The sequence below is a fragment of the Corynebacterium sp. MSK297 genome (assembly GCF_030232885.1).
In the GTDB taxonomy this organism is placed as follows: Bacteria; Actinomycetota; Actinomycetes; order Mycobacteriales; family Mycobacteriaceae; genus Corynebacterium.
In genome coordinates this window covers 102,388-123,415 of sequence record NZ_JASPGD010000001.1, presented here as the reverse complement: position 1 = coordinate 123,415, position 21,028 = coordinate 102,388, and the positions used below count along the sequence as shown (strand labels likewise).

Genomic DNA, 21,028 nt, shown 5'->3' with positions numbered 1-21,028 from the left:
ACCCAATTGCGACAGCGTGAGCACCGCAAGCCCAGCGCTGCTGTGTTGATCGCAGGGAGGTTAATCGTCGACAAGCTCGGCGGGAATAACGAGGCCGTGCCGCACCAAATCAGCGATAACGCTCACTGCTTGTCGTAATAACTCATCGTCATCATGGTCGGGGCCGGTTGGAAAATCATGTGAGTCTTCAACGTCGTTGTTGCTGATGCCCTCCGCGCGAAGCGTGCCGACGTTGCTGATGTTATGTGCGGCAGCGTACATGTTGACGACCTCGCGCAGGGGTAGCCCCTCTGGATTCAGGCCTGCGACAATGGCGGCAACGTGCTCATCCACTTCGTGCGACCACCGGGGACCGTCCATGCGCGTCAAACGATAAACCTGTGGCTGAAATCCCATTCCAGCTGCCGTATTGGGTACTTCGACAATCTCCCGTGCTACTTGCGGGCGTAATTGATAATGTGCGTTTGCAATGTCCTCGCTTGATTGTTCCCGGAGCCAAGCGGCACGCACGAAATATTCGGAAACCTCGTCGGCCAGCCGGTCGTCAAATGCTTGCGGGATATCCTCCGCGATAATTTCTGAGGGCTGATCCCCGATATCCTGTATGGCGATATACCCAAACCCAATTGCGTGCACGTCATGGTCAGCAAAATGTTGTAACCATTCTGCGCTGCGTTCACTTGCTTCATGCGAGCGCGGGTCAATCGCCTCGTCGCGCAACCACGTGCTGACATACAGCGCAGGATCTGCAAAATCACGTTGCAACACCCAGGCCGCAACGCCATGGCTCGGCAACCAACTGGCAACTCGATGCTGCCATGGTATTTTCCCGCTGTGGGTCCACGACGCCAATAAATATGCGGATCCACTTGGAGCCAGATAGTCGGCCACCTCGGAAACCACCAGCTCGCTAGCGCCGTCCAAGTCCAACCCGGAATCGCGGTAGGTGTGCATAATTTCGGTGGAGCCGACAACAAAAGGTGGGTTTGCGACAATCCGGTCGAAGCGCTTGCCGACGACGGGCTCAAACCACGATCCGGCGCGTAGTTCAACTTTGTCGGCGATTTTTGCACCGCGAATGGTGGCATCTGCTAAAGCGAGGGCTCGCGTAGATACATCGGTGGCAGTCACTTTCTGAGCTGAATCAGCTTGCCCTAGAATCTGCACGCCTGAACCTGTTCCTAGGTCAAGTACAGATTCGACTGGCTCCGTGGGGCAAAACTGTAACAGCGATAACGATGCGGCACCGACACCCGGTACATGGTCTTCCGCAGCGTCTTGGCGCACCATTGCTGCATCTGGATCGGAGAAAACCCAGCGTGGCTTACCGTTAATAATGTGCGGCCGGACATCGATAACCACCCGTACGATAGCTGGTCCGTTGCAGACGGCAATATTTGCGGCGATCACCTTATCGGCGAGATCTGGGCCTAGCAGTTGTGAAAAATGCTCTTTTTCTACCGGATCGCGCAGGATGAATGCCTGAATGAGTTGATCGAATTCTGTGGCCTCTTGAGTGCGAAACCGGAGTGCGCCGGGATCACCACGGTGCAGCGCCGAAAGATAATCCGGGCCTAAGTGGGCGGCTAAACCTGCCGAATCAAACCCGATAGTGGTGAAATATTCGATGAGGTCCTTGGCAGCGTCGCCAAATTTTTCAGCTGGATGAGGAGTATTGGAATTAGCGTGCGTAGTCATTGCTATTCAGTGTAATGATCATTCGCCGTAATGATCATTGTGGTCATCAGCATTATCGTTTCTCGTGTTTCCGTTGTGCGAATTCGCCGCATCCGCGTCGATAATTCTGGGCGGCAGCGCGTTGCTGTGGTTTTGCTGCTGTTCGGCAGCTTCGATATCAGGAAACATACTCCGCTCGGCTTGCCGGGCAACTGCTGGCTTGTATACCCGCGGTTGGCGCTTGTCCGTGGGAGTACCTTCCATATTTGCGATCATTACTGCAATCCACGGTAGAGGGAACGTAATTGCTGCGAGTACTACCGGAACCAGCACCCAGTCCCAAGCTAGATACATTCCAACGCACGCAAGGGTTAATGGGACTCGTAAAAACTGTAAGAGCCCGTACCACCATTCGCGCTTTTTGCGATCCTGCGCCCGAGTGGTGCGTGCAGTGGTGATTAAAACAGGTTTGTCGCGGTGTAAGTGGTGGTGGAAGCGTTGCCACAGAGAACGGCGCGGGAAATCCTCTCCACTGGTGCCATGAGTGCTTCCGGTAGTCATAAACCCCAGCCTAGAGGCTGGCTACCCAAAATCCTATGAATACGGCAAAATGGAAGGCCATGACGAGCACAGCAACCCAGACCATCGAACGTCCAGAAACCCGCGAGCGTACCGGCTCTGACGACGATACGCCAAAGTTTTTCCACTACGTAAAGAAAAATCAGATCGTTGATTCCGCCGTCAGCGGAAAAATGATCATCGCATTGTGTGGTGAAAAATTCCCGGTGCGTAAACAAGCTAAACCAGGTTCGCCGGTGTGCCCGAAATGCCAAGAAATTTATTCTGGGTTACGCAAGAAGTAACTCCACGAGTAGACAGTTCCAAGCGACTGTGGCAGGCGAGACCGTCCGAATAACTCGCTTTAACTTTCTGTCGCAGTGTTCAGCATTTCTTCAGCATCGGTGGTGTTTTGTGGCAAAACCACGCAATTTTAACAATAACTCCAGCTTGCGTGCGTGGCAGCAGGCGGCTTTGCAGAAGTTTTTGGCGGAACGCCCGCGTGATTTTATGGCCGTCGCTACCCCTGGAGCTGGTAAAACGACATTTGCTATTCGGGTGGCAACCGAGCTGTTAGAAGACCGATCCGTAGACCGCATCATCGTTGTGGTTCCCACTGAGCATTTGAAGCGTCAGTGGGCTGCGGCCGCTGGGCGCGTGGGTGTGTCTTTAGATGATCGGTTCACTAACTCCGCCGCGATTAATTATGCCTACGATGGAGTTGTTGTTACCTATGCCCAAGTGGGAATGCATCCGCCGAAGCATCACGCTTTGGCGACGTCGAAACGTACGCTGGTGATCCTCGACGAAATACACCATGCAGGCGATGCTAAAAGTTGGGGCGATGGTGTTCGTGAGGCCTATGAGCAAGCCGAATATCGACTGGCTCTTACTGGTACGCCTTTTCGATCCGATAATTCGTATATCCCTTTTGTACGCTATGAAGAAGACGGTGAAGGTCATGAGATTTCGAAGGCGGATCACACCTACGATTACGGCGACGCGCTTGCCGACGGTGTGGTTCGCCCTGTCGTTTTCCTTGCCTATTCTGGTGAGGCTACCTGGCGTACCAGTGCGGGGGAAGAGATTTCTGCGCGTTTGGGGACCCCGCTGAGCGCAGAGGAAACCGCACGTGCCTGGCGTACCGCTTTGGATCCGAAAGGTGAGTGGATACCGGCAGTGCTGCAGGCCGCGCATACGCGCCTGCAGCAAATCCGAACCAATATGCCCGATGCCGGCGGTTTGGTCATTGCGACGGATACGACAACTGCCCGCGCCTATGCCAAAATACTGGAGAAAATCTCGTCGACACCCGTTTCGGTGATTTTGTCTGATGAGCCAGGGTCATCAGAACGCATCAATTCCTTCTCTGATTCCACGGATGAATGGATGGTGGCGGTACGTATGGTCTCTGAAGGAGTGGATGTGCCACGTTTGGCTGTTGGTGTATATGCCACCTCGGCATCCACGCCACTTTTTTTTGCGCAGGCGATCGGCCGTTTTGTGCGTTCGCGGATGCCTGGGGAGACCGCAAGCGTATTTTTGCCTTCCGTACCGACGTTGTTGGATCTTGCGGAAAAACTCGAGACATCTCGTGATCACGTCATCGGAAAGCCACATCGTGAGGAGGCTTGGGATGAAGAGGCGGTTGCTGAAGCCAATAAAGAAAAAAATGAGAAGACGGAAGACTCGTCCTATGAATCAATTGGCGCCTCGGCAGAGCTAGATTCGCTGATCTATGATGGTTCGACGTTTGGAACGGGTGCCTTCAGTGGTTCCGACGAAGAAGCTGATTTTTTGGGGCTGCCCGGGTTGCTTGATCAGGAACAAGTCAGAGCGTTGTTGCGGAAACGTCAGGAAGAACAGCTTGATGCCCGCGAGGCCGAAGAGAAGGCGCGTCGGCAAGCCGAGGCAGAGTATCAACACAAACTCAAAAACGGCTTGCTCGATGATGAGCCATCGAGTTTGGTGGGGTCCCGGGCGGTTTCTCCTCACTCGGCCTCCGTACAGACCGGCACCCAGGAGGATGATGAGATCGCCGCGGTGGAAATTCCGAAGCTACGAAAAGAACTGAATACCCTGGTGGCCGTCCGGGCAGAGAACACCGGACGTCCACATGGTGCGATTCATAATGAAGTCCGGAAAGCATGTGGTGGCCCACCCACTGCATTGTGTAATCCAGAGCAGCTGAAAGAACGGATTCAACATTTGCGTGCTTGGTAATACGCAAGACCCACGCTTAGCATTAACCAGGGTAAGGTAAGAATGGTTAAGTGTATCTATACATGAAGGGATAGCGAAAGGCATGTCTACCCCCAATAATCCAGACCATTTCGATGATAATTCGCAACAATCGGGTGATGATACAGGCCAATACTCCCAGTACGGTCAGTATGGTCACAGTGACGGCTATGATTTTTCCGCAGGTGGCCAAGAAGCTGGACAAAACCAGGCAGGTAATGCCTATTACGCGGGCGGATATGAGGCTGGGCAGTCTGGCGGCTTCGAGGCACTGAATGAATCCAAAAACCCGGTGGCTCCGTGGGCGTTGGGCATCGGTATCCTGTCGCTGATTGGCTCAATATTCTTGCTGGGTTCGCTGCTCGGAATCATCGGCATCGTGCTGTCCATCGTCAGCTTGGTGGTGGGGCGCAAGCGGCGTACCGAAAATCGCAGAACCGTGATGTCAGTAGTCGGCTTAGTGACGTCTATCTTGTCCATTGTCGTGGGTATAGCACTTGTGATCTTCGGGTTCAGGCTACTCGACGACATAGGCTTTATTGATTGCTATGAACAACACGGAGACAACGAAGCCGCGTTGCAAGAGTGCGTCGATGATGCCATGCAAGAACAAAACGTTGAGGGATAAACTCTTTCACTGAGTTTCACTCGTCATACACAGAAATCCTCACCCACAAAGCCGTTGGGTGAGGATTTCTGTTTTTCTACGGTATGGCCGAAGGTGGCTAGATAGCGGTTTGTTCCCGAATTGGGAGGGGGCTTAATCTAAGTAGTCGCGGAGCACCTGGGAGCGCGAAGGGTGGCGCAATTTCGACATAGTCTTCGATTCGATTTGCCGGATGCGTTCACGGGTGACGCCGTAAACTTGACCGATTTCATCCAGTGTACGAGGCATACCGTCGGTTAAACCAAAACGAAGGCGGACGACGCCGGCCTCACGTTCCGACAACGTCGTCAGAACGTCTTGCAGCTGATCTTGCAACAGCGTGAATGAGACCGCGTCAACGGCAATGACAGCTTCGGAATCCTCAATGAAGTCTCCAAGCTGGCTATCGCCCTCATCACCGATGGTCTGGTCCAGTGAAATTGGCTCGCGAGCGTATTGCTGGATTTCCATCACCTTTTCCTCGGTGATGTCCATTTCCTTTGCCAACTCCTGCGGCGTAGGTTCGCGTCCTAGGTCTTGTAACAATTCGCGCTGAATCCGGCCTAATTTGTTGATGACCTCAACCATATGCACCGGAATACGAATGGTGCGGGCCTGGTCTGCCATCGCTCGAGTGATGGCTTGGCGAATCCACCACGTGGCGTAGGTAGAAAACTTGTAGCCCTTTGTATAGTCGAATTTCTCGACAGCACGGATCAAGCCCAAGTTTCCTTCCTGGATCAAATCCAGAAAGGCCATACCACGACCGGTATAACGCTTTGCTAGAGAGACCACCAAGCGAAGGTTTGCTTCCAGCAAGTGGTTCTTGGCCTTGCGCCCATCGCGGGCGATCGAGCGCAGATCGCGTTTCAGGGCAGGAGAGAGCTTGGCCTGCTTGTCTCCAGCTTCGAGTGCTTTCGACATTTCTTCGATACGGAACTGCGCATAAAGGCCAGCTTCGATGCGTTCTGCGAGAGAAACCTCTTGCTCCGCATTAAGCAGAGCGACCTTACCGATTTGCTTTAAATATGCCCGTACAGAGTCTGCTGATGCAGTAAGTTCAGCATCTTTGCGCGCTTGGCGCAGTGCCGCGGATTCATCCTCGTCCCAAACAGAATTGCCAGCGTCTTCTTCGTCTTCTTCGCCGAGTTCTGGTTCCGCCGCTTCTTGTTCGTCAAGAGGCTCGTCGTCGAATGCGCCGGCGTCGTCGAGGTCTGACTCAACATCGGGATCATCATCGGTCCCGTCAATGGGTTCATCCAGCACCGGATCAGTGACTGGTGCTGTGGCCGCAGGAATTTCTTCGGGCTCGATGGAGACACTGGTTTGCGAAGCTTTGCCGGTCTTGGTCTGAGCAGACTTCGACGCAGACTTGCTGGTTGACTTCCTAGAAGCTGCCTTCGCGCCACGTGCACGCGCAGAGCTTGGTGTGCTCTCGTTGAGAGGCTGATCGGAAGATTCAGTGGCTGACACGTACGCCCTTTCGCCGAATTGTACTGACATCAATGAACAAGCCTACCTATGTGCGCATTGGGTTGTGGCTGCTGAAATGACTGACTTGTCACACCTGCAAGAATCTCGTGTTCGCAGTGACATGTCACAATCATTTCAGCATCACCGTGTTTAATGCGCATCATGAAGTTGGTTGATTGTCTGGAATGAGCGCCCAGTATAACGGACGATCAATGTTTTGTGTGTGTTCAGGGCTGTGCAGGGCAGAACTTTGGGTTAACCGGCAACATACTCGGGTGAATGAGCGGCGAGCGCTGCGCCTACGATACCCGCACGGTTTAACAGTGTTGCAGGTATGATTGGGGTGGAAAGTTGCAGTAGCGGTAGCCAACGAGTGGATTTGCGCGAAATTCCTCCACCGATCACAAAAGCGGCAGGGTTGAATAGTCGCTCGTATTCGCGGAGAACCTTTTCCAATCTCGGTGCCCAGTCATCAAAACTTAAACCAAGCGATTTTTTTACCCCGGAGGAAGCGATTTTTTCGGCTTCTTCGTTGCCAATGAGAAGGTGACCAAGCTCTGTGTTAGGAAATAGTTTGCCCTCGACCAAGAAAGCAGAGCCGATGCCTGTGCCAATCGTTAAAAAGATGACTGAACCCGATTGCGCTTGTGGGTTTCCGTATGCGACTTCTGCCAATCCTGCGGCGTCGGCGTCATTGAGGAAAGTGATTGCGCGGTCACCCAGTTCCGCACGGAAAACATTGTGAATATTTGCATGCAACCAGGATGGGTCGATATTAGCGGCAGTAAGCATAGACGATCCGCGAACGACACCGGGCAAAGCGATCCCCACGGGACCATCCCAGTCTGCCTGGCCAATGATCCTTGCTACGGTCGCAGCGACTGCTACAGGGGTCGCTGGTTTGGGGGTCTCGTACTTAATTCGTTCACCGATAAATTCGCCAGTATGCAAATTAACCAAGGCACCTTTTGTTCCAGAGCCTCCGATATCGATGCCAAAACCGAGTTGCTGTTCGCACATGGGTGACAGATTAGCGCATGATAAGTAACGAGTACGGTGAGGGTATGACTACCGGTGCGACTCAACGTAATTCAGTGCTTGCTTCCTTCGCAGATTTCTGTCAGCAACACCGAGTGCAAACCGCAGAACAGCTACGAGAGATTGCAATCGAGTTAGCGAGGCTCGGCGGATCAGTAATTACGTGCCGTAGTGAGGAAATTGGAAGTTCTACTGCGATTGCACAGACCGTAGAAACAAAAAGTAGCGCAGTTGATCCTGTCACCGCAGTTGACAAAGCCACCGAGGCCGCGCTCGTCGGCAAGCTGCAGCAACTTCGACCTGCCGATGGCATGGTTGGCGAAGAAGGTGCGGGATATACCGGGACCACTGGGATTGAATGGATTATTGATCCCATCGACGGCACCGTGAATTTTTTGTACGGTATTCCAGAGTATTCGGTTTCCGTGGCAGCGGTATGGAACGGCATACCTGTAGCTGGTGCGGTGTATAACGTCGAGCGTCAACAAATGTATTCTGCACACCTCGGAGGTGGAGCGACTAGACAGGATGTAACTGGGGAAGTTGAACTTTTACAGGCCAATACTGTTTCAGATCCCTCACTTGCGTTGGTAGCAACGGGGTTTTCCTATGAAAGCAGTAGGCGTGTGCGCCAAGCCAAAGTTTTAACCAAGCTGTTGGGTCGTGTACGCGATATCCGGCGTATGGGTTCGGCAGCCCTCGACTTGTGTCGGGTGGCTTGTGGACAGGTCGATGTGTTCTATGAGGCAGCCTTAAACAAATGGGATTATGCAGCAGGCATGTTGATTGCCGCAGAAGCTGGGGCTGTTGTGCACGCCCCAGAGTTTGCTACTGAAGGCAGCCAGGGTGAAGTTCTTGCTGCCTATGCGCCTGGGTTGGCAGAACGCATGCACGATGAGCTGCACGCAGCAGGGGCATTAGAGGCGCTTCCGACTACAACTGATGATTAGATATCCTGCTAAAAAGCGTAGATGAGCAGGAAATATGACAATGTAATTATTTTAGCTTAGTATCCGACGCACATACATTGAGAAAACCGTCGAGTAGTCGATCACAAGGCTCTAACCATCAAGGCCTGAGTGCTCGAATACCCGGTTTCGACATTAATCAATCACTCAATAGGACGTGGATAATGGCTACAGACTACGATGCGGCCCGCACTCGCCCAGAAGACGAATTGGAAGCAGATTCGTTGGAAGGGCTCAAGGCTGCGGAGAGCGATTCCGACCCGATGGATGAAGACGGGGACATCGTTGAGCCCTTCGAGCCGCCAACAGTTGATGTTTCAGGTGAAGAACTCAACGTGAAAGTTGTGCCACGACAAGCCGACGAATTTACATGTGATAGCTGCTTTTTGGTTCAACGCAAAAATCGTTTTTCACATGAAGAAGACGGGCTAAAGATTTGCCTCGACTGCGCGTAACTCTTCATCGCGTGCAAATCCAGGTTGCGCTCAGTCGCGGCCTGGCACAACTGCAGCAGAATGCTGCTAATCAGCCATCGGACTTGTGGCCTGTGCAGCTTGGTCCGGGACGAACGCTTCTAAAATAGCGCGCGGTTTTTTTGCGCTGACCAACCAATATGGGGTGGGGTCATCGGGGTCGTCAAGCACCAACATCACGAGATGCGGAACCCAACTGTGTGTCACCAAGAAGGCGGCTGGATCAAGTTGTGGACCCATGGCATTCCGTTTCGCACTTTTTGGGACAGCCAAGCTACGGCTGACGACGTCCGAGGGCAACTGTGCCGAACCGGCTACGAGCCACCTCGTCCCATCGGAATCACGTTCGACGCGGATGACGGTGGAAGATAGGTGGATCAGCACCCAGGTTGCCAATGCAGCGACAACCAGAAAAGGTATTGCGAACCACCAGAGATTTCGGTTCAGCGCTAGCTGGCCGGTGCCGATCACAACCGCAACTAGGGCAATCAGCCACCAGTGCCAAGGGACCCATTGACGCTCTTGATACAGCACTTCGGGGGCTGGAGCAGAGTTGGCGGTAGGGTGTGGAGCTTGTGAATTAGCAGTGTCAGCTGAATTGGCAGATGAGCTCATAACGGCCATGGTAGTTCCCGAGAAGACGCCACGACCACTCCAGGTCACCGGTAACCACCCCAGAATAATTCAGGCCAACCAAGACCAACTGCGACATGGAGACCAGTGACGGGTAACCTTGCAGTACATGAGCGTATCTCAATTTAGCCAGATCCAAGTTCGACGATTAGACCCCGAAATACCGCTGCCTGTTCGGGCACACCCTGGGGATGCCGGAGCAGATTTGTGCGCTACGGAAGATATTAGTCTAGCTCCTGGGCAACGAGCTCTCGTCGGGACTGGTATTGCCATCGCGTTGCCGGAAGGTACCGTCGGGCTGGTTCACCCCCGTTCAGGGCTTGCTGCAAAGCACGGCCTTAGCGTTGTGAATACACCGGGCACTATCGACGCGCAATATCGCGGAGAAATCAAAGTTTGTTTGATTAACCATGACCCCGAAAACTCGATTGACATCACCCGGGGAATGCGGATTGCGCAATTGGTGATTCAACGCGTGGAGTTAGTTGACTTTGTTGAAACTACCGAACTCGCTGAGACAGAACGCGGAACCGCTGGTTACGGCTCTACTGGTACGCACTAGCGAAGCAAACAAAACTACACCAGAGGAATCATTACACCAAAGACACTAAAGTCATTGCGCATTGTCTTAAGCCGTGACCGTGGCGGTCGTACTAGCTGTGGCGGTCGCATTAACAGTCATGATGATAGCGACTGATGATAGTGACGATGTCAATGATATGTAGCGGCGAGCCCGCTGCGGGAAAGGACGATACTCAGCATGGCATTGTGGGGTTTTTCCAAGAAGAAAAAGACAGCGAAGGCTGACGAGGCATCAAACGACGTAAGTAACGACGAAGCGATCGACGCAACCGGTGTAACCGAAGCTGCAGATGTTGCTGAGAACAATATTTCTGATGATCCGTCAGCCGAGAACAATGAGGTGCAGGAAGGATCACTAATACCATCTGTGCCTGGCGATACCAGTACGCCCGGAGAAACCGGACCATTCGATGGGGATACCGTCGATATCAACGAATTCGATTTCGGCGATTTTTCTTCGGGGCTGCTTGACTTAGGATCAGTCAAATTTGCTGTGCCAAAAGACTCCCAGGTGCAAGTTGAAATGGGCGAAAAAGGACCCAAGATGCTGCACTTGGTGACCCACTATGGCAGGTTGACCCCGATTGCGTTCGCAGCACCGTCGTCTGCGGGCCAATGGGAGGAAGCCGCTGACGAGATTGCTGAAAGTATGGCGCAAAGTGGCGCCGAAGTGCGTTTTGAGCAAGGCCCGTGGGGAAGGGAAGTCGTCGGTGAGAATAAACAGGCCGTCACCCGGGTCATCGGTGCAGAAAAGCCCCGCTGGATGCTACGCGTCACCCTGGCAGGCCCAGCGCAACGGGCTGAGCAATTAGCGGAACTTGCACGTGAGGTGATTGCGCGGACTTTCGTGTACCGCGGCGATAAACCAATTCTGGCAGGAAATTCTTTGCCAGTCACGATGCCTTCCAGTTTGATGCAGCAGATCCAACAAGCGATGCAGCAACGTCAAGCACAAAGCCAGCAGCAATCTCCACGAGTAGATGAAGCGAAACAAGCGCTACGGGATGCAGCCGGGCAACCGACAAGCAACGATCAAAGCGCAGCAAGCCCGGATAGCACACATCCAGTAACCCCAGATAGCATAGAGGAACAGCGATAGCAGTGGCTGCATCTAATCTTGAACTGACCATCGAGCGGATGGGTCACGGCGGTGTTGGAATTGGAACCGCTGACGACGGACGAGTGGTCTTTGTTGGCTCCACTTACCCCGGTGATCGGGTGCAGGTGCAGATCACCAAGGAAAAGAAATCTTTCATCGCCGGTGAAGTTACGTCAATCATCGAGCCTAGCGATTATCGCACTGCGCCACGGTGCCCTGCAGCAGCTGCCGGGGCCGGATGCTGTGATTTTTCCACCCTTGACTACGCACAGGAAGCAGAACTTAAGCGATCGGTTCTTCTAGATCAGCTTCAGCGGATTGGGAAACTGGATACCACCCAACTGCCGGAAGTAGCCACCGTTGATCTTGCTCCCCAACGCGGTTGGCGTACTCGCGTTCGGTTTGGCGTCGACGACAACGGTCGGGCCGGACTACGCAAGAAAAACAGCCATGAATTGGTAACCAACCATGTATGTATCCAGCTCGTCGACGGCCTAGCCGACAATATTGTCGGTCCCGATGCTCGGCATTTTCGGCCTGGGGCAGAAGTGATCGTGGCCATGGATTCAACAGGCACACGACACGTCGTAGAATCCCGCAAATCTGGCAGGGGTAAACGCACGGAGAAAATCGAAAAGGTATTAGAAGGAAGCGGGACCGTTACGGAAACCGTCGACGGAAATACTTTCCATTTTCCAGTCACCGCTTTTTGGCAAGCACACATCGGGGCACCACAACAGTATTCCAGGATGATCACTGATTGGTTGTCCGGTACACAGCACACAGACGGGGGAACCGGCTGGGACCTGTATGGCGGGGTAGGACTGTTTATCTCGGCGATTGCGCGCGCATTACAGCCACAGGATCCGTCGGCAAGCGTGATACATAGTGTGGATACTTCCGCCGCCGCGATGGAACAAACCCAACCTGCACTCTCAGATTTGAGGGTTGAGATGCACAAGATGCAGGTGGAAAAAGCAGTAGCGCAAATGGATTCACCCGATGCGGTGGTCCTTGATCCGCCACGGAAAGGTGCTGGCGCACGCGTTATCGAAGTAGTAGCACAGGCGAACCCACATCGGATTGTGCACATAGGTTGTGATCCTGCAACTTGTGCACGCGATCTGCGAAGCTGGGTAGATAACGGCTATCGCGTCGAGAAGATTACTTTGGTAAACGCGTTTCCAGGCACCCATCATTTCGAAGTCTTGGCGCTGTTGGAAAAACCTATAAGCTCTGAGTAATTCACTAGTTCCAGATTCTGTAGGGGTACCAAGTAGGATAGAAACGTTAGCTACTGACGATTACAGATGAGACGAGGAGTTGAGGTAGAGACAATGGGCCTTCTTCGCGGAATACGCACTCCCGCCGACCTCAAGGCTCTGTCCCCGGAACAGCTCCCTACCTTGGCAGAGGAAATTCGCGATTTTCTCATCGAACACGTCTCAGTAACTGGTGGTCATTTGGGGCCGAACCTGGGCGTGGTGGAACTGACGCTTGCACTGCACCGAGTTTTCGATTCCCCGGAAGAGCCATTCATCTTCGATACTTCGCATCAGTCCTATGTTCACAAAATTGTGACTGGCCGGGCTGACCGGTTTACGACTTTGCGGCAAAAAGAAGGTTTGTCTGGTTATACCTCGCGGGCAGAGTCGGAACATGACTGGACCGAATCTTCCCATGCCTCTGCGTCTTTGGCTTATGCCGATGGAATATCAAAAGGCTTTGCGCTGGATGGGCGCGGCAAGCATAATGTTGTGGCCGTGGTGGGCGATGGTGCACTGACCGGTGGAATGTGCTGGGAAGCGCTCAACAATATCGCAGCGGGTAAAGACCGCAACGTGGTTATCGTCGTCAACGATAACGGGCGCAGTTATTCGCCAACCATTGGCGGGTTTGCAGAAAACCTCGCACACCTGCGTATTTCCGGGCCTTACGACGGTCTGATGGAGCACGGCAAAAAGACGTTGAAGTCCATGGGCCGGATGGGAAACCGTGCTTTCGACGCGCTGCATGCATTCAAAGAAGGCGTCAGGCATACCGTTTTGCCTACGGAGATGTTTCCAGAACTCGGCATGAAATATGTGGGTCCTGTTGACGGGCACGATTTCGATGCGCTTGACCAGGCCTTTAGTTATGCGAAAAATTACCAAGGGCCGATCATCGTGCATGTGGTTACCGAAAAGGGCCACGGCTATGAGCATGCGGTCAATGATGAAGCTGATCAGATGCATTCCACCGGGGCGATTGATCCGGTGACCGGCTTGCCGAAATCGAAATCGAAACCTGGTTGGACCCAGGTGTTTACGAAAGAATTACTTGCGGCAGCCGAGGAGCGATCCGATATCGTCGCGATTACCGCTGCCATGGCTGGCCCAACAGGCCTGGCACCGTTTGCCGAGCGTTTTCCAGAGCGCTTTTTTGATGTCGGCATCGCCGAACAACATGCGGTAGCGTCTGCATCCGGTCTCGCATTGGCTGGTTTCCACCCGGTTGTAGCAGTGTATTCCACTTTTTTGAACCGGGCTTTTGACCAGTTGTTATTCGATGTTGCCTTGTTGGATCAACCGGTGACTCTGGTTCTTGATCGTGCTGGTGTGACAGGCTCTGATGGGGCCAGCCACAATGGTGTGTGGGATCTTTCTGTTGCGAGCGTCGTTCCAGGCATCCGCATCGCCGCACCGCGCGACGGGGTGCAGCTGGCAACACTGTTTCACGAGGCGTTGCTTGTCGACGACGGCCCAACGATTGTTCGCTTCCCGAAAGGAAGCTTACCGACGGAGCTCCCAGTTTGGGCATCGCTGTCCGACGGCGTCGATATCATGCATTACAGTGACGTTGAAGATGGTTCGGAAAAAGCTGGGCTGGATAAATCGGTTCTTGTTATAGCAGTCGGCTCGATGGTGGAGACTGCTGTTATCGCAGCGAAAGCACATGGAAACGTCACTGTGGTTGATCCAGGATGGGTTTCTCCAGTAGCGGAATCATTGTATAGTTTGGCTTCTGATCACGATGCGGTGCTGACTGTGGAAGATGGCATCGTGCGCGGTGGCATAGGATCGCTGGTAGCCGAGGAACTTTCCGCAGCTGGCATTACTACTCCGGTGCGTCACCTGGGCTTTCCTGCGGTATTCCCGTTACACGCCTCCCGAAATGAGCTGTTAGCTGAAGTGGGGCTGGATGTCGCGGGCATTTCTGGCGCAATTAGTGAGCTCCGGCGCGGGTAGGCCGGTTTACGCTGTCCCAAGTTGCCTTTGGCGCATTCAATCCTGACGAGAATTTAGTTTTACCGTCAAATTCTAGCCGTTAGTCTTCAAGCAAAAGCTCCGCGAAAACCGGCCAAATAATATCCTTTTGCCATTCTCGTAGCTCTTCTGCCGCCAGTGCATCTTCCAAATCATCCTCGGTACGAATGCTATGCGTCACGGTGAGATCCCAGGTAATTTTTTTCGCGCTGGTTGCGTTCACGAGATTCTCATGTGGGACGGCGATCTCATCCGAAAGCTCCCGTAGATCTTCGCGAACTAATTCCCAGGTATTCCATGAATCCGCATTGCGCTTTTTCCACAGCCTGGTATTGATGCCTTGAGTATTACGCCAGTGAGCCAATTCTCCTTCTCCAGGAACCGGGAGTTCGGTGACAGGGAGGTTTTCAGCTCGGTGAATAGCATCCAACCAAGTGCTTGGTGCTAGGCGGGAATTTTTAGCATCGGGAACCCGCTTGAGTTGCGCAAGGTTTGCGGGTCTGCGGCTAGCAATCGCGAGGAGCACCTTATTCGGTAGGATTTTGCCAGGTGAAATATCGTCCTGGGCGGCAATATCTTCGCGTACAGTCCAAATTTCCCGGGCAATAGCGAGCTCTCGCGGACGCTCTAAGCCGCGCATTCCTTTTACTTCGTGCCATTCCCGCGCATCCGGTGCCACGATATCTTGGTGTTGTGTGCGCACGTATTCGAACTCTTCTAATGCCCATTCCCATTTTTCTTGGGAACGCAGAAGATACTCAACTTCGTCTGCAAGCTCCAGCAATTCTTCGACGTCTAATGCTGCATAAGCAAGCCAGGACTTTGGCAGTGGGGTGGACGACCAATTCTGTGCACTATGTTCTTTGGCCACGCGTACACCAAGCAGATCTTCGTACATGGCTCCTAACCCCACACGCGATAGGCCAGCAAGTCGACCACCCAACTCAGTATCGATGAGACGCGCGGGATACAACCCAAGCCAAGCAAGGCATGGCAAGTCAGAAACAGCGGCGTGCACGACCCAGGTGAGTTTGTTGATTACTGGGGCCAGCGCGGCGCCAAGCTCGGCGCGTCGACCTTCTGGCGCGAACAAAAATGTGCCAGCACCAGCGCGTTTAATCTGAACTAGGAAAGCTCGGTCGTCGTAACGAAACGCAGAGGCTCGCTCAGTATCAATGGCAATAGGTCCATGGCCGCCTGCAATGCGATCTGCGGCGGCGAGGAATTCGGCCGCAGACGATAGAACCGGCGGAATGCCGCCTGCCGGACGGCGCAGAAATTCAGTCATGGTTTTGCGGTGTCGCAGTTTAGCGGCGGAGTTCACTCACGCCTTCGGGCGGCAAACCAGCGACGTGTGCGAGAACCTCGGCGAAGGATTGAACGTGGCTAGCAAGCTGATTGTTGTTTGCCGTCCAGGAAGCTCGCATTTCTAATTGATATGCGCGAGGTGGGCCGCCGACTTCGCCGAAGCGTACTGAAGTCGTTGAGGTCACGGTGCCGCCTAAGTTGGTATAACCGGCGGCGTGTGCTTCGAGGCCTTCGCTGAGCCATTGCCACGCAACATCGGGTAACAGGGGATCGGTAGCGACGGCGGATTCCATGTCCGCCTGGATATATGCGACTAAGCGCATGTCACCCTCCCAGGATTCCTGCGCGCCTGGGTCGTGCAAAAGGATGAGTCGGCCGAAAGCATCGCCTTCAGAGGCTGTTGGGGTGTGTTCAGTGGAGCGGTGTTCAACCTCAAGACCAATGGCATGGCTAAAAGGCGCCAAACGCTGTGGCGGGCGGATCGTTCCGAGTGAGATACCCTGACGCAGGCTTGCTTGGTGCATTGATTCCACGGCTTCGCTAAAAGCCGGTGGCGTCACGCCACGTTCCGGCTTGGAAGCTGTGGTGCCCTGCGAGTTCGTCGACGTATCTGTGTCATTCACAACGTTCAACCTAATGTTGAGCTTTGGCGTAGTGGTGAAGGCGCGCCGTGGGGTAAGGTTGGCGGTAGAATCACCAATTGCGTGGTTAATCGCCGACGAACGCAAATTCTTGAGTTTTGCTGTGCGTCTAACACGAACATTGGTGCACAACCAATGCTTGTCACGAACAACTTGCACATTACACCTGTACACCCCAGGAGGTTTCCATGGCGGCGTCCCATTCAGAGTCCCCACAAGAATTGAATTACGACGAGTTGAACAAACTGCAGCGCTATAGCCAGCACGCGGTGTTTAAGCTCAACGATGGATTTACGGCTGGTGACAAAGCTTCACGGGAGCGGATTGCTGTTGAGGCACAAGAATTCTTTGACAGGCTTGCCGACGAAGGCCTAATCACTGTTCGCGGAATCTATGATCTCGCCGGGATGAAGGCGGGTGCGGATTTCATGATCTGGTGGCACGCGGAAAACTTCGAGGAATTGCAGTCGGCATTCGCTGCATTCCGCCGTGAGACTTCACTGGGTAAGGCAAGCTCGTTGGTGTGGGCAGGAAATGGCGTGCACCGCCCGTCGGAATTTAATAAACGCCACCTTCCAGCTTTTATCATGGGCGAGGCGCCTGAAAAATGGTGCTGTGTTTATCCGTTCATTCGTTCGTACGACTGGTACATCATGGAAGAAGAAAAGCGTGCGCGTATTCTGCGTGAACACGGAATGAAAGCGCGTGATTTTGCTGACGTGCGTGCTAATACCATCGCTGCGTTCGTCGTCAGTGACTACGAATGGATGCTGTCGTTTGAAGCAGAAGACCTGGGGCGCATCGTGGATTTGATGCACACCATGCGTTACACAGAAGCCCGTTTGCATGTACGAGAAGAGCTTCCATTCTACACCGGCCGCATGGTGGAAAACCTCACCGAGTTAGTACAGATCCTGCCGTAGATCTAGCTGTGAGTAAAGCAATCAAACCAACGGGACGGTAACGTCCGTGAAAACGTGCTAGCGCTGCTAGCACGTTTTGTTTGCTTTCGTCAGGCTCTTCTGAATTTATGGATGGCTGCTGCTCATGCACACAATATACGCAGTATGACTAGGCTCCTGTGTTTTCAAGTACCTAGGACTCATTGAGTTTCATGGCTACCGAATTAATGCAATAACGCAGATCCGTCGGGGTATCGTAGCCTTCGCCAGCGAAAACATGCCCTAGGTGTGAGTGGCAGCTTGCGCACAGGACTTCCGTACGTAGCATTCCATGCGAGCGATCTTCGCGTTCAATAACGGAATCTCCAGCCAACGGGGAGAAAAACGAGGGCCAGCCACAGTGCGAAGCAAATTTTTGGTTCGAGCGAAATAATTCTGCGCCGCACGCGCGGCAAGAATAGATGCCCTCAGTGGTGGTGTTGTTGTATTCACCAGTGTGTGGAGCCTCGGTTCCGCCTTGACGAAGCACTCGGTACTCTTCTGCGCTGAGGCGCTCGCGCCATTGGTCATCAGCAATCAGAGAAAAATCAGTCATGGGCGATATTCTACGCTTAAGCACGAGATGTTCATCGCGGCAGTCTAGTCATTTCTACCGGAGTCTTTTTTCGTGGCGCTGTCTCGACGAGTCATCGCTTCCTGTGTCCGGCTTGGGATGTTGCTCCCTGGGCGTTGCGATGTTGTGTTTTCTGTCATGCAGCAACCACGCCACCGAACAAGTAGCCGTCGTCAAGAGCAACAGTCCCCAGCCAGCTGTGGCAGAAAAATAATTTATCCATGTACCTATGGGCGCGGTCCCGTCTGGAGTCCATGACATAGTCCAACTGAGGGGGAATAGAAATAGAATTGCCGCACACCACGATGGCCAGATGTGGAATACACTTCGCCGCCGCGTGCAGCTAAAGATCATTGGGAAAAGCAACATTGAATAATACATTTGTCCTAATGAGGACAAGAAGAAAACACCGCAGAAGAGCACTCCGGCGGTGGTGACCATCCAGAGTAAGTGATCAGTTTTTCGTAGTGGCAGCGCGGCGAGCACCGCGATGCCTGCTAACCCGGCAAAAAACACCCACAGTGGGTAATAAAGCCAATCGGGCATGGCGAAATATTCGGCGAGACCGGGCAAAGAGGAGTTCGCGAAATCACGCGTTTGGCGTAAATGGGGAATCAGTTCTGACTGGTATTCTTGGGTGCCTGGAATGAGAGGCCAGGCAGCGAGATTGAGTCCGACAGGTACCACGATGCCGATGATGATCGTAGACCACCATCTCATAACTAGCGGCAAAAATAACAGTGGGGCGAACTGGGGTTTGATCAGGATCGCGAGACCGATGATTGCTCCGGCCACCCAGCGTGCCCAAGGTTGCTTTTGAGTCAGGCACCAAAGATACGCTGTGAGTGCGAGTAGGAGTATGCCGTTGATATTGGAGAAAATGAGTGTATTGCGGACTGCTTCGGTCATCGTGGCCACCGCGATGCACAACGGGAAAACCGGGCCTCGCAGCGAATAACCAAAAATGCGCGTGAGAATTGCCAATGATGCGACGATCGCGGTGACATTAGCGATGATGAACAGTGCGCGGGCAAGTCCTGCGGGTTCAATGAACCCCAGCGGAGTTAGAAGCAGAGTAGCGCCGGGGTTGTATAAATACAGTGGGTCAGTGTGGTGGTAGACCTGCGCATAAACGTTCTGACCGTCAATGAATCGTTGAAGCGCCGAATAGACTGTTGTGAAATCGTCGGTTACGGCTCCGTTCAAGCTGTCGACTATAACTAGCTGTATTCCCAGCACAATTGCTAGCGGCCACAAAAAAGCCTGTGCGCGGCGGGCGGTGACCTGAGAGAGTCCCACTGTATTCATCGCATTGAGTCTATCGTGGGTGACGGCCATAGCGCAGGAAAAGCGTGCTATCCGGACAGTGCTCTACGGATTCTAAGTGCATTTGCTGTGTTGTTACCGTTCCGGTAGTGCCGCGAGTGATGGGAGTTTCCACCGTAGAAGTCAACGTTGGATGGAGTGTGAGGTAAAATTGGTCGACGGCATTTGCTGTGATCAACCCGCTGAAAATAGACGGGCCACCCTCACACAAAATGCGCTTAAAGCCTCGACTTACCAAGGTCTTAATACACTCTTCCACCGAACCCGCACCAACTCCGATGACCTGGCCAAATAAGGTTAATTTCTCCGCTCGTTCCTTTTTATGAGGATCGGTGAGCGAAGATTCCGGCACTAAAAATAGATGTGGCACGTGGTAGTCGTGGAGGAAACGGGAATTATCGCCAAAACTCATTGACGCCGTCATGACAGCAATGTGTGCTGGCGAGGGTTTCTGGGTAGTCGGTTGGACACCACCATAATTTTCTGCTCGCACGGTTTCTGAACCGACCAAGACCACGTCTGACCACTCGCGAGCTGCGAGTAATAATTCAGTATCGAGCTCGTTGCCCAGATCATTCGAGCGGCCATCGATAGTCGCAGAACCAGTGATCGTGCTTGCAAAGATTGCGCGAACACAATATCCGTCGGAATTTCGTTGTTCAGGGCCGAGAAGTTGCGCAAGGCTGGTCCGGTTATCCATAGTGACCAGAATAGCAGTAGCATTCACTCAAACATGTGTAATGACGTGCCGGCTAATATGGCTTTCACCTTGAGATTTGGTGTTTAGGTTAGTATGCCGCTAGAGTCTCTTAAGCAGTGCACAAAGCACTGAGTGCGGATGTAGCGCAGCTGGTAGCGCATCACCTTGCCAAGGTGAGGGTCGCGAGTTCGAGTCTCGTCATCCGCTCAGCGTACGCCGCTGGTTGGTATTTACACCGTTGAATCCCAGCCGAGGGTTGCGGACGCCGAGTGAAAACTCCATATCTAGCGCGATTAGCTCAGTTGGTAGAGCACTACCTCGACACGGTAGGGGTCACTGGTTCAAGTCCAGTATCGCGCACAGAGGGCACATCTCACGGTGCCCTCGCCCGCGGATGTAGCGCAGCTGGTAGCGCATCACCTTGCCAAGGTGAGGGTCGCGAGTTCGAGTCTCGTCATCCGCTCTGGTTCCCCCTTTGTGGGTATCCTTGTGAGGCGGTATCGCCGCGGTGGAATGGCCGAGTGGTGAGGCAACGGTCTGCAAAACCGTGCACACGGGTTCGATTCCCGTTTCCACCTCGAGTCGCAATGACGACTTTCGTCATTGTCAGCGCGATTAGCTCAGTTGGTAGAGCACTACCTCGACACGGTAGGGGTCACTGGTTCAAGTCCAGTATCGCGCACACGGGAATGTCCGAATTCTTTTCGAGGTTCCCCAAGGAAACCGGGCCTGTGGTTTTCTTTTGCGGATGTAGCGCAGCTGGTAGCGCATCACCTTGCCAAGGTGAGGGTCGCGAGTTCGAGTCTCGTCATCCGCTCCAAATTTTATTCGGGAAACGCCGTCTCTCCGCTGGAAGGGGCGGCGTTCGTCCATGCTATTGATTGGGTTAAACGACAAAAGTGGAT

Annotated in this window: 20 protein-coding genes and 6 tRNA genes; 16 read left to right on the top strand and 10 right to left on the bottom strand. The window is 53.4% G+C overall.

The features are described from left to right. Window positions 1–60 precede the first annotated feature (60 nt). On the bottom strand, window positions 61–1,698 hold the full coding sequence (locus QP888_RS00595) for a N5-glutamine methyltransferase family protein (RefSeq protein WP_284811418.1): 1,638 nt from the start codon (window positions 1,696–1,698) through the stop codon (window positions 61–63). A gap of 18 nt (window positions 1,699–1,716) precedes the next feature. Beyond that, entirely contained in the window at window positions 1,717–2,238 is a 522-nt protein-coding gene (locus tag QP888_RS00590; protein ID WP_284811416.1) for a DUF3099 domain-containing protein, read from the bottom strand. Between the two features lie 59 nt (window positions 2,239–2,297). Here QP888_RS00590 and QP888_RS00585 point away from each other — a divergent pair, with 59 nt between their 5' ends. From QP888_RS00585 to QP888_RS00575, 3 genes are all read left to right on the top strand, one after another. Next, entirely contained in the window at window positions 2,298–2,540 is a 243-nt protein-coding gene (locus QP888_RS00585) for a DUF3039 domain-containing protein (RefSeq protein ID WP_018119689.1), read from the top strand. A gap of 109 nt (window positions 2,541–2,649) precedes the next feature. Continuing rightward, window positions 2,650–4,458: a DEAD/DEAH box helicase gene (locus tag QP888_RS00580; RefSeq protein ID WP_284811414.1), complete on the top strand. Its 1,809-nt coding sequence runs from the start codon at window positions 2,650–2,652 to the stop codon at window positions 4,456–4,458. Window positions 4,459–4,540: 82 nt separating this feature from the next. After that, on the top strand, window positions 4,541–5,104 hold the full coding sequence (locus QP888_RS00575) for a DUF4190 domain-containing protein (protein WP_284811413.1): 564 nt from the start codon (window positions 4,541–4,543) through the stop codon (window positions 5,102–5,104). A gap of 132 nt (window positions 5,105–5,236) precedes the next feature. On the opposite strand, the gene QP888_RS00570 is transcribed toward QP888_RS00575, so the two are convergent. Both QP888_RS00570 and ppgK read right to left on the bottom strand, forming a co-directional pair. After that, window positions 5,237–6,625 carry an RNA polymerase sigma factor gene (locus QP888_RS00570; RefSeq protein WP_502869058.1) on the bottom strand — a complete coding sequence of 463 codons (1,389 nt, stop codon included), beginning with the start codon at window positions 6,623–6,625 and terminating at the stop codon, window positions 5,237–5,239. 225 nt (window positions 6,626–6,850) lie between these two features. After that, complete coding sequence (gene ppgK, locus QP888_RS00565) at window positions 6,851–7,615, bottom strand: polyphosphate--glucose phosphotransferase (RefSeq protein WP_284811409.1); 765 nt, start codon at window positions 7,613–7,615, stop codon at window positions 6,851–6,853. 17 nt (window positions 7,616–7,632) lie between these two features. On the opposite strand from ppgK, the gene QP888_RS00560 reads away from it, so the two are divergent. Together QP888_RS00560 and QP888_RS00555 are read left to right on the top strand one after the other, a co-directional pair. Next, complete coding sequence (locus QP888_RS00560) at window positions 7,633–8,583, top strand: inositol monophosphatase family protein (RefSeq protein WP_284811408.1); 951 nt, start codon at window positions 7,633–7,635, stop codon at window positions 8,581–8,583. A gap of 182 nt (window positions 8,584–8,765) precedes the next feature. Then, the gene (locus tag QP888_RS00555; protein ID WP_284811406.1) at window positions 8,766–9,056 is read left to right on the top strand and encodes a DUF4193 domain-containing protein; all 291 of its coding nucleotides are present in this window, start codon (window positions 8,766–8,768) and stop codon (window positions 9,054–9,056) included. Between the two features lie 66 nt (window positions 9,057–9,122). On the opposite strand, the gene QP888_RS00550 is transcribed toward QP888_RS00555, so the two are convergent. Continuing rightward, a complete protein-coding gene (locus QP888_RS00550; RefSeq protein ID WP_284811404.1) occupies window positions 9,123–9,689 on the bottom strand; it encodes a DUF3093 domain-containing protein in 567 nt (188 codons plus the stop codon). A gap of 127 nt (window positions 9,690–9,816) precedes the next feature. Here QP888_RS00550 and dut point away from each other — a divergent pair, with 127 nt between their 5' ends. The 4 genes from dut to dxs all read left to right on the top strand — a co-directional run bounded on the left by dut (window position 9,817) and on the right by dxs (window position 14,615). Further along, window positions 9,817–10,269, top strand: a complete 453-nt coding sequence (gene dut, locus QP888_RS00545) for a dUTP diphosphatase (RefSeq protein WP_284811402.1) — start codon at window positions 9,817–9,819, stop codon at window positions 10,267–10,269. 198 nt (window positions 10,270–10,467) lie between these two features. Beyond that, window positions 10,468–11,388 (top strand): DUF3710 domain-containing protein, encoded by a 921-nt coding sequence (locus QP888_RS00540; RefSeq protein WP_284811400.1) that lies wholly within the window; start codon window positions 10,468–10,470, stop codon window positions 11,386–11,388. Between the two features lie 2 nt (window positions 11,389–11,390). Continuing rightward, a complete protein-coding gene (locus QP888_RS00535; protein WP_284811399.1) occupies window positions 11,391–12,632 on the top strand; it encodes a class I SAM-dependent RNA methyltransferase in 1,242 nt (413 codons plus the stop codon). Window positions 12,633–12,725: 93 nt separating this feature from the next. Beyond that, window positions 12,726–14,615: a 1-deoxy-D-xylulose-5-phosphate synthase gene (dxs, locus tag QP888_RS00530; RefSeq protein WP_284811397.1), complete on the top strand. Its 1,890-nt coding sequence runs from the start codon at window positions 12,726–12,728 to the stop codon at window positions 14,613–14,615. Between the two features lie 79 nt (window positions 14,616–14,694). Here dxs and QP888_RS00525 read toward each other — a convergent pair whose 3' ends face one another. Beyond that, window positions 14,695–15,921: an HRDC domain-containing protein gene (locus QP888_RS00525; RefSeq protein WP_284811394.1), complete on the bottom strand. Its 1,227-nt coding sequence runs from the start codon at window positions 15,919–15,921 to the stop codon at window positions 14,695–14,697. A 19-nt stretch (window positions 15,922–15,940) separates the two neighbouring features. Beyond that, entirely contained in the window at window positions 15,941–16,573 is a 633-nt protein-coding gene (locus QP888_RS00520; protein WP_502869057.1) for a DUF3000 domain-containing protein, read from the bottom strand. Window positions 16,574–16,770: 197 nt separating this feature from the next. On the opposite strand from QP888_RS00520, the gene hemQ reads away from it, so the two are divergent. Further along, complete coding sequence (gene hemQ / locus QP888_RS00515) at window positions 16,771–17,505, top strand: hydrogen peroxide-dependent heme synthase (protein WP_284811393.1); 735 nt, start codon at window positions 16,771–16,773, stop codon at window positions 17,503–17,505. A 172-nt stretch (window positions 17,506–17,677) separates the two neighbouring features. On the opposite strand, the gene msrB is transcribed toward hemQ, so the two are convergent. The 3 genes from msrB to QP888_RS00500 are packed head-to-tail and all read right to left on the bottom strand — an operon-like array spanning window position 17,678 to window position 20,123. Beyond that, window positions 17,678–18,079, bottom strand: coding sequence for a peptide-methionine (R)-S-oxide reductase MsrB (msrB, locus tag QP888_RS00510; protein WP_284811391.1), 402 nt, complete (start codon window positions 18,077–18,079; stop codon window positions 17,678–17,680). Window positions 18,080–18,133: 54 nt separating this feature from the next. Further along, window positions 18,134–19,405, bottom strand: coding sequence for a glycosyltransferase family 87 protein (locus tag QP888_RS00505; protein ID WP_284811389.1), 1,272 nt, complete (start codon window positions 19,403–19,405; stop codon window positions 18,134–18,136). Between the two features lie 10 nt (window positions 19,406–19,415). Beyond that, entirely contained in the window at window positions 19,416–20,123 is a 708-nt protein-coding gene (locus QP888_RS00500) for a dihydrofolate reductase family protein (protein WP_284811387.1), read from the bottom strand. 134 nt (window positions 20,124–20,257) lie between these two features. Here QP888_RS00500 and QP888_RS00495 point away from each other — a divergent pair. From QP888_RS00495 to QP888_RS00470, 6 genes are all read left to right on the top strand, one after another. Next, window positions 20,258–20,330, top strand: a tRNA-Gly gene (locus QP888_RS00495). Window positions 20,331–20,410: 80 nt separating this feature from the next. Beyond that, a tRNA-Val gene (locus QP888_RS00490) sits at window positions 20,411–20,483 on the top strand. A 30-nt stretch (window positions 20,484–20,513) separates the two neighbouring features. Then, window positions 20,514–20,586: transfer RNA gene (locus QP888_RS00485), tRNA-Gly, on the top strand. Between the two features lie 44 nt (window positions 20,587–20,630). Beyond that, window positions 20,631–20,701 (top strand) — tRNA-Cys (locus QP888_RS00480). Between the two features lie 31 nt (window positions 20,702–20,732). Further along, window positions 20,733–20,805 (top strand) — tRNA-Val (locus tag QP888_RS00475). A 62-nt stretch (window positions 20,806–20,867) separates the two neighbouring features. After that, window positions 20,868–20,943 (top strand) — tRNA-Gly (locus QP888_RS00470). Window positions 20,944–21,028 lie beyond the last annotated feature (85 nt).

Coding starts and splice junctions, on each gene's coding strand:
- QP888_RS00595 (WP_284811418.1), bottom strand. CDS start 1,698: ATGACTACGCACGCTAATTCCAATACTCCTCATCCAGCTGAAAAATTT.
- QP888_RS00590 (WP_284811416.1), bottom strand. CDS start 2,238: ATGACTACCGGAAGCACTCATGGCACCAGTGGAGAGGATTTCCCGCGC.
- QP888_RS00585 (WP_018119689.1), top strand. CDS start 2,298: ATGACGAGCACAGCAACCCAGACCATCGAACGTCCAGAAACCCGCGAG.
- QP888_RS00575 (WP_284811413.1), top strand. CDS start 4,541: ATGTCTACCCCCAATAATCCAGACCATTTCGATGATAATTCGCAACAA.
- QP888_RS00570 (WP_502869058.1), bottom strand. CDS start 6,625: ATGTCAGTACAATTCGGCGAAAGGGCGTACGTGTCAGCCACTGAATCT.
- ppgK (WP_284811409.1), bottom strand. CDS start 7,615: ATGTGCGAACAGCAACTCGGTTTTGGCATCGATATCGGAGGCTCTGGA.
- QP888_RS00560 (WP_284811408.1), top strand. CDS start 7,633: ATGATAAGTAACGAGTACGGTGAGGGTATGACTACCGGTGCGACTCAA.
- QP888_RS00555 (WP_284811406.1), top strand. CDS start 8,766: ATGGCTACAGACTACGATGCGGCCCGCACTCGCCCAGAAGACGAATTG.
- QP888_RS00550 (WP_284811404.1), bottom strand. CDS start 9,689: ATGAGCTCATCTGCCAATTCAGCTGACACTGCTAATTCACAAGCTCCA.
- dut (WP_284811402.1), top strand. CDS start 9,817: ATGAGCGTATCTCAATTTAGCCAGATCCAAGTTCGACGATTAGACCCC.
- QP888_RS00540 (WP_284811400.1), top strand. CDS start 10,468: ATGGCATTGTGGGGTTTTTCCAAGAAGAAAAAGACAGCGAAGGCTGAC.
- dxs (WP_284811397.1), top strand. CDS start 12,726: ATGGGCCTTCTTCGCGGAATACGCACTCCCGCCGACCTCAAGGCTCTG.
- QP888_RS00525 (WP_284811394.1), bottom strand. CDS start 15,921: ATGACTGAATTTCTGCGCCGTCCGGCAGGCGGCATTCCGCCGGTTCTA.
- hemQ (WP_284811393.1), top strand. CDS start 16,771: ATGGCGGCGTCCCATTCAGAGTCCCCACAAGAATTGAATTACGACGAG.
- msrB (WP_284811391.1), bottom strand. CDS start 18,079: ATGACTGATTTTTCTCTGATTGCTGATGACCAATGGCGCGAGCGCCTC.
- QP888_RS00505 (WP_284811389.1), bottom strand. CDS start 19,405: ATGAATACAGTGGGACTCTCTCAGGTCACCGCCCGCCGCGCACAGGCT.
- QP888_RS00500 (WP_284811387.1), bottom strand. CDS start 20,123: ATGGATAACCGGACCAGCCTTGCGCAACTTCTCGGCCCTGAACAACGA.